This is a genomic window from Levilactobacillus hammesii DSM 16381, assembly GCF_001434395.1.
Lineage (GTDB): Bacteria > Bacillota > Bacilli > Lactobacillales > Lactobacillaceae > Levilactobacillus > Levilactobacillus hammesii.
Window position 1 is genome coordinate 94,057 of the sequence record NZ_AZFS01000045.1, and the last position, 7,524, is coordinate 101,580.

The 7,524-nt window shown below is 49.6% G+C and carries 6 protein-coding genes; all 6 read left to right on the plus strand.

Annotated features, from left to right (window positions below; all coding sequences use genetic code 11):
- Window positions 1–163: 163 nt before the first annotated feature.
- The 6 genes from FD28_RS03915 (at window position 164) to dusB (ending at window position 7,136) form a co-directional block, all read left to right on the plus strand.
- The gene (locus tag FD28_RS03915) at window positions 164–706 is read left to right on the plus strand and encodes a S1 domain-containing RNA-binding protein (protein WP_057732803.1); all 543 of its coding nucleotides are present in this window, start codon (window positions 164–166) and stop codon (window positions 704–706) included.
- 124 nt (window positions 707–830) lie between these two features.
- Window positions 831–2,198 (plus strand): tRNA lysidine(34) synthetase TilS, encoded by a 1,368-nt coding sequence (gene tilS / locus FD28_RS03920; protein ID WP_057732805.1) that lies wholly within the window; start codon window positions 831–833, stop codon window positions 2,196–2,198.
- 16 nt (window positions 2,199–2,214) lie between these two features.
- Entirely contained in the window at window positions 2,215–2,757 is a 543-nt protein-coding gene (hpt, locus tag FD28_RS03925; RefSeq protein WP_057732807.1) for a hypoxanthine phosphoribosyltransferase, read from the plus strand.
- 108 nt (window positions 2,758–2,865) lie between these two features.
- Complete coding sequence (ftsH, locus tag FD28_RS03930; RefSeq protein WP_057732809.1) at window positions 2,866–4,983, plus strand: ATP-dependent zinc metalloprotease FtsH; 2,118 nt, start codon at window positions 2,866–2,868, stop codon at window positions 4,981–4,983.
- Window positions 4,984–5,213: 230 nt separating this feature from the next.
- A complete protein-coding gene (hslO, locus tag FD28_RS03935) occupies window positions 5,214–6,101 on the plus strand; it encodes an Hsp33 family molecular chaperone HslO (protein WP_057732811.1) in 888 nt (295 codons plus the stop codon).
- Window positions 6,102–6,110: 9 nt separating this feature from the next.
- A complete protein-coding gene (dusB, locus tag FD28_RS03940) occupies window positions 6,111–7,136 on the plus strand; it encodes a tRNA dihydrouridine synthase DusB (protein ID WP_057732813.1) in 1,026 nt (341 codons plus the stop codon).
- Window positions 7,137–7,524 lie beyond the last annotated feature (388 nt).

Consider the following 7,524-nt stretch of genomic DNA (forward strand, 5'->3'; position numbering starts at 1 on the left):
AGTGGATTTTTAAATGGATAAGGCGCCTAAGCGTTAATCTGGCGGTATTCGCAACGGGTAAGGAAAATTGATTAATGGACTGTCTTTTTAGGGTTTAGCGTGTGGAATTTCGTGGAATTGTGTTATACTGAAAGCACTTATTTTAAGGAGGAACTTCTTTTTTATGGCAATCGAGGTTGGAGCTAAAGTTACCGGAAAGGTCTCCGGGATTACGAACTTTGGTGCATTTGTTGATTTAGGCGACCACAAGACCGGGTTGGTGCACATTAGTGAGATTTCTGACGGCTACGTTAAGGATATTCATGACGTTTTGTCTGTCGGTGACGAAGTAACAGTTAAGGTTTTAACTGTTGGTAATGATGGGAAGATTGGTTTGTCAATTCGCAAAGCGACGGATCATCCGGCTGGTGACCGGCCCCATCACAGTCACAATGAACACCGGGATCATGAAGAACATCATGCTGGTGGGAATAATGCCAGTCGTGGTGGCGAAAGTCATGGCCACGGTCGGCGGTTTGAAAATAACGGTTCCCGACCACACCATAGCTCAGCTAATGGTCGATTTGCGGGCCATCATACGGCTCCCCATAAAGAAAATTTTGACGACATGATGTCAGGGTTCTTGAAGCAAAGTGAGGACCGGTTGGCAACAATCAAACGTAACACTGAAGGCAAGCGTGGCGGCCGTGGCGGTCGGCGCAGTTAGTCCAAAGACTAACGGGCCATCAAGGTGAAGAGGACCGCACTTGTTGCGGCCCTTTTTCATAACCATTTGGGGTTGTGATGATTCACTGACGGTCATGTAGATGTAGGGAAGAGAGGGGACCACAGTGTCACTGGAGACGGACTTTCAACGCAACTGTCAGCGGTATGGCTGGAATAATCCCCAACAACACGGTTTAATTGCGGTTTCGACGGGGGTCGATTCAATGGTGCTTCTGACGTTGTTTGCCCAGTTACCGGTGGCTCAGCGTCCACAGATGACGGTGGTTCACGTTAATCATCAGCTGCGTGAGCAGAGTCAGACGGAAGCGGCCTTTCTCAAGCAATGGTGCGCGCAGCATCAGATCCCGTTAGTCACGATGGTTTGGCCGCGTGACCAGCAGCCGGATCACGGCATTGAGGAAGCCGCACGTCAGTTTCGCTATACATTCTTTGCGGAGCAGCTCAGTGCGCAACATGCGGACTGGATTGCGACGGCCCATCAGTCTGACGAGCAAGCGGAGACCATCCTTTTTAAACTGATTCGGGGTGGACAGCTTGACCAGCTGACGGGGATGGCCGCAACGCGGGACTTTCACGGTGGTCGGCTGATTCGGCCGTTGTTGCCGTTTACCAAGCAACAGTTGCGCACGTACGCCCAGCAGCGGCAGATTCCCTGGTTTGAGGATGTGACGAATCGCGAACTAACTGCGAGTCGTAATCGGCTGCGTTTGCAGATTTTACCGGCCCTTCGCCGGGAGAATCCCCAGGTGGATCAGCACTTGCTGGACTACGCAGCGCAGTTGCAAACCATTCTTAAGGTGGCCGATCAAGGTGTAACGGCACGATTAAAGCCGATTGTTCGGCAATGGCAGCCACTAACCGTTGACACGCCTAGTTTTCTGGCGGAGGCAGCTGACCTGCAACGCCTGTTATTGCGGCGTTTGATCAAAATGACCGATCCAGCACTCGCAACGGGGAATGCCGTGTTACAGGAATGCTTACAGCTCCTAAGTAATGACCAACGGCCTACGGGCACCGTAGATTTGGGCGCTGGGTGGTGCCTCTATAAAGCGTATGAAACGGTTACGTTCAAGCAATTGAAAAATTTCCGGCAAAATTCCGAGGAAGTTTTTAGTTTTATGGTAGTATTAAACCAATGGCGAACGTTGGGAAATGGCTGGCAACTTGGCTGCTTCACCACTGACGCTCACGATGATTTGGCGGCGAACGAAGTCGTTGCGTTATCTGCCGACCAATTCCCGTTACGGGTACGGTCTTGGCAGGCGACGGATCGCTTGCGGTTGGCGAATGGACATCATCAGACGGTTCGGCGGGCGTTGATCAATGCCAAGGTACCTCGCGATCAGCGGGCGACCGTGCCCGTGCTGGTGACGGCTCAAGACGAAGTCATTGCGGCGTTAGGTGTGAAGTGGTCAGTTCAGCCACGACGCGCGCACACAAGTTACTATCACATCAAATTACAGCATGAATAGGCGAAAGGGGAACAGCATGAATAACGATATTTTAAAGGTCCTTTATAGTGAGGAAGACATTGCAGCGGCCTGCAAACGGTTAGGTACGCAACTTTCAGAAGATTACCGTGATAAGACGCCATTAATCATTTGTGTCCTAAAGGGTGCTATCCTGTTTATGACGGATGTTATCCGCGATATGGATATCTATGCAACGATTGACTTCATCGATGTCTCTAGCTACAACGGGGGAACCGCTTCATCCGGGACCATTCGGTTATTGAAGGACTTGGATACGGACGTTGCCGGGCGCGACATTATCTTAGTAGAAGATATTATCGACACGGGTCGGACGTTGAAGTACCTTGAGGACCTTCTGAAGGATCGTAAAGCCAACTCTATTCGGGTCTGCACACTGATGGACAAGCCAAGTGGCCGGGTCGTTGAAGCGAAGGCCGATTACGTTGGGTTTAACGTCCCAAGTGAGTTCGTGGTTGGTTACGGTTTGGACTACGAAGAAAAATATCGGAATCTCCCGTATGTTGGTGTTTTGAAGCCATCCGTTTATTCAGATAAATAATTAGTCAATGATAGTCAATTGTGATAACATCTTATTTAGTCAAGGGGCATTATGCTCTAAATTTCGTTCCTATGTGAAGGCTGGGAACTGTGAGTAAGGAGGCACGACATGAATAATCGACGAAATGGACTGTTCCGTAATAGTCTGTTTTACATTGTGATTTTCTTGTTGATCATTGGTGTGGTTTACCTATTCAATGGTAACGGCAACAGCTCACAAACCCAAGAAATCCAATCGAGTCAATTCGTTAAAGATTTGAACGCGAATAAGATCAAGAAATTCTCCATTCAACCTTCCGGGGGAGTTTACAAGATTACCGGGGAATATCGGAACGCACAAAAGCGGACCACAAACACCGGCTTTAGTCTCGGCGGCTCACAGAGCACAGCTGTGACTAGCTTCAGCACCCAAGTCTTAACCAATAATTCGACGGTTTCTGAGATTGATAAGGTTGCCAAGGATCACAATGTTAAAATGAACACCAAAGCGGAAGAGTCGAGTGGCTTCTGGATTAATTTATTAGTCTACGTTGCGCCACTAGTTATTTTCTTCTTCTTCTTCTACATGATGATGGGTCAAGCTGGCCAAGGTGGCGGCAATGGCCGTGTCATGAACTTTGGGAAGAGCAAGGCCAAACCAGCCGACAGTAAAGAGAACAAGGTTCGCTTTGCTGACGTTGCCGGTGAGGAAGAAGAAAAGCAAGAACTTGTTGAAGTGGTTGAGTTCTTGAAGAATCCGCGTAAGTTTGTTTCATTAGGTGCCCGGATACCATCTGGTGTCTTGCTGGAGGGTCCTCCTGGTACTGGTAAAACGTTGCTGGCGAAGGCCGTTGCTGGTGAAGCGGCGGTACCATTCTTCTCGATTTCTGGTTCAGATTTCGTGGAAATGTTCGTCGGTGTCGGGGCTAGTCGTGTTCGGGATCTGTTTGAACAGGCCAAGAAGGCCGCACCTTCCATCATCTTCATTGATGAAATTGATGCGGTTGGTCGTCAACGGGGTGCCGGCATGGGCGGTGGCCACGATGAACGTGAACAAACGTTGAACCAATTGCTGGTTGAAATGGACGGGTTTACGGGGAGTGAAGGCGTCATTGTGATGGCCGCCACTAACCGTTCCGATGTGTTGGACCCCGCCTTACTGCGGCCAGGTCGGTTTGACCGGAAGATTCTCGTGGGTCGGCCTGATGTTAAGGGTCGTGAAGCGATTCTGAAGGTTCACGCCAAGAACAAGCCTTTAGCCAACGATGTTGATTTAAAGGAAATTTCCAAGCAGACCCCAGGTTTCGTGGGTGCCGATTTGGAAAACCTCTTGAACGAAGCGGCCTTATTAGCTGCACGGCGTAACAAGACGCAGATCGATGCTTCTGACTTAGATGAAGCTGAAGATCGCGTGATCGCTGGGCCTGCTAAGAAGGATCGGGTTATCAGTCCTGAAGAACGCAAGACGGTGGCATACCATGAAGCTGGACACACGATCGTGGGGTTGGTCTTAAACGATGCCCGCGTGGTCCACAAGGTAACCATTGTCCCTCGTGGCCGTGCTGGCGGTTACGCCATCATGTTGCCTCGTGAAGATCAGATGCTGATGTCCAAGAAGGATGCCATGGAACAGATTGCCGGGTTAATGGGTGGTCGGACGGCTGAAGAGTTAATCTTCCACTCCGAATCATCCGGTGCCTCCAATGACTTTGAGCAGGCAACGCAAATTGCCCGTTCCATGGTTACCCAGTATGGGATGAGTGATGCACTGGGGACTGTCGCACTGGAAAGTGCTGGCGGGCAACCATTTGCAGGGGCTGGCTATACCGGTCAACCAACTTACTCAGAACATACCGCTAACTTAATTGATAGTGAAGTTCGCCGGATCATCGGGGAAGCACATGATACTGCCCGGAAGATCTTGGAGGAACACAAAGCAGAACACAAGATTATTGCGGATGCCTTGCTGAAATACGAAACGTTGGACGAAAAGCAAATTCTCAGCTTGTTTAACACCGGGAAGATGCCTGAAAAGGACAACAATGACGAATTTCCTAGCGAAAAGGCGGCAACTTTCGAAGAGTCTAAGCGTGAACTTGAACGCCGCGAAGCAGAACGTCAAGCTTCAACTGAAGCGAAGTTGGCTTCGAGCGCCTCAAGTGAAACTTCATCTGAAGCGGAACCTGCTAGCTCAGCAGCTAGTTCGGCAGCGCCAGACGATCACGATGAGTCCGACCATTCCGAATAATTTTTAAACACGTGAGGTCCGGGACGATTGTCTCGGACCTTTTCGTGACTAGAATGGGTTTAATCGGTGCAATGGCGGGTAGGGTTAGTCGTCTTTGGTCGTTGGCGGTGGGGCAACAAGCAATTGCGGCTTTGATACGCTGAGAAATCGGGAACGCCTATCTTTGCAAATTCCGAACTTTCTGGTAATGTAGGGCATGATAAAGTGCAACGAAAGGACGTTTATATTTAATGGCAGATTATTTAGTAAAAAGTTTGATTGATGATGGGATGTTTCGGGCTTACGTGGTAGATGCCACGGAGACCGTTGCGGAAGCACAGCAACGTCATGACACGTGGAGTTCAGCCACTGCGGCTTTGGGGCGGACGTTGATTGGGACGATGTTGTTATCAACATCGCTGCTTAAAGGGAAAGAAAAGTTGACGGTCAAGGTTGACGGTCACGGCCCCGTTGGTGCGATTGTGGCTGACGGCAATGCAGATGGGACCGTGAAGGGGTACCTCATGTACCCTCACGTCAGTCTGCCACTGAACGCAAAGCACAAGATTGATGTGAAGAAGGCCGTGGGGGTTCAAGGCATGATGACCGTGACCAAGGATCAGGGACTGGGCCAACCTTACACGGGACAGGTGCCGTTGATTTCCGGTGAACTGGGCGAAGACTTTACCTATTACTTGGCTAAATCGGAACAGATTCCCAGTGCCGTGGGAGTTTCCGTCTTTGTTCAACCCAACAACACAGTTAAGGTGGCCGGTGGCTTCATGATTCAGGTGATGCCGGGCGCTTCTGATGAGGCTATTTCCCGTTTAGAAAACCGGATCAAGGAAATGCCAATGGTCTCCGAATTACTGCTGGACGGCCAAAAGCCAGAAGATATTTTACAGTTACTCTTCCCAGACGAGAAGGTCAAGATCTTACAAAAGATGCCGGTTGGGTTCAAGTGTGATTGTTCTAAGGATCGGTTTGCCAAATCTTTGGCCGCTATTCAGCCTGATGCGCTTCAAGAAATGATTACCGAGGATCATGGTGCCGAGGCTGTTTGTCATTTCTGTGGGAAGAAGTACCAATTCTCTGAGGATGATCTCCGACAGATCCTGACTGAAGCACAAGCCAAGTAGGAGGTCGCCATGTCGTGGAAGATTGGTAACGTGGTGATTCCTAACCGCGTGGTTGTGGCGCCGATGGCTGGTGTCACGAATGTGGCCTTCCGCCGGATCTGTAAAGCGTTTGGGGCCGGTTTGGTCGAATGTGAGATGATTTCCGGTCAGGGCATCCACTACCATAATCAGCGGACCTTGCAGATGATGGCAGTCGATCCTCAGGAACATCCCATGAGTATTCAGATTTTTGGTGGAACGCAGGAGACGTTGGTCCAGGCGGCACGGTACGTTGACCAGCAGACGCCCGCAGATATCATTGATATCAATATGGGGTGTCCCGTGAACAAGGTCGTTAATACGGATGCTGGGGCCAAGTGGCTGCTAGATCCAGAGAAGGTCCACAGCATGGTGGCTGCTGTTGTTGCGGCAGTTGATAAGCCCGTGACCGTCAAGATGCGAACGGGCTGGGACAGCCATCACGTCTATGCGGTTGAAAATGCATTGGCTGCCGAGAGTGCCGGGGCATCCGCTATTGCGATGCACGGCCGGACGCGTAAGCAAATGTATCAAGGACAGGCAGACTGGGATATCTTGCGACAGGTGGCCCAGGCACTGACGGTTCCCTTTATGGGGAATGGTGATGTACGCACGCCGGAAGACGCTAAGCGCATGCTCGATGACGTGGGTGCCGATGCGGTAATGATTGGGCGTGCGGTGATGGGTAATCCGTGGTTACTGCAACGGATCAATCGGTACCTGGAAACGGGGGAACTTCTGCCTGAGCCGACCGTCCTGGAAAAGGTAACCTTGGCCAAGGAACATCTGCATCAACTTTGTTTGGCTAAGGGACCAGAAGAGGGACCCATGGACTTCCGTAATCAGGTTGCGTATTACTTGAAGGGTATTCCGCACGCTGCACGAACTAAGGTTGCACTGACGGATGCGACAGAAGAACAGGTCATGATGCAGATACTGGATGATTTTGTGGCGAAGGTTGCCGCTCGTGAACGGCAGGCCCCCGTCAGACGGTTTACTGATCGGGCAAATTCATAAGCTTTGAATAGGTGTTAAAAGGGTTCAGAAGACATTCTGGATTCTTTTTTTATTTTCTTGCGATTTATACTTGACCAATGGGGAGATGATTGATAAGATATTACCTGTTGCTGTTTGAGACGACTGATGCATAAATAACAAGTTATTGAATAGTCATACAAATTTGAAATTTGTGCTTGACGAGTTAAACAGCAACTGATAGAATGATTTATGTTGTCAAAGCGTGATTCAAACGTTTTCTAGACATTCCGAAATGTTGAATAAATATTCAGGAAGTTAAAAAAAGATGTTGACATGGTTTTGACGACATGATATGATGATTAAGTTGATTGCTTCGGTAATCACTTAGGTAGACCTTTGAAAACTGAACATTGTTTCGACAAACCAA

What these genes read in the sequence shown, in the direction of transcription:
- hslO (WP_057732811.1), top strand. Translation starts at nt 5,214, where the DNA reads ATGGCAGATTATTTAGTAAAAAGTTTGATTGATGATGGGATGTTTCGG.
- ftsH (WP_057732809.1), top strand. Translation starts at nt 2,866, where the DNA reads ATGAATAATCGACGAAATGGACTGTTCCGTAATAGTCTGTTTTACATT.
- hpt (WP_057732807.1), top strand. Translation starts at nt 2,215, where the DNA reads ATGAATAACGATATTTTAAAGGTCCTTTATAGTGAGGAAGACATTGCA.
- dusB (WP_057732813.1), top strand. Translation starts at nt 6,111, where the DNA reads ATGTCGTGGAAGATTGGTAACGTGGTGATTCCTAACCGCGTGGTTGTG.
- FD28_RS03915 (WP_057732803.1), top strand. Translation starts at nt 164, where the DNA reads ATGGCAATCGAGGTTGGAGCTAAAGTTACCGGAAAGGTCTCCGGGATT.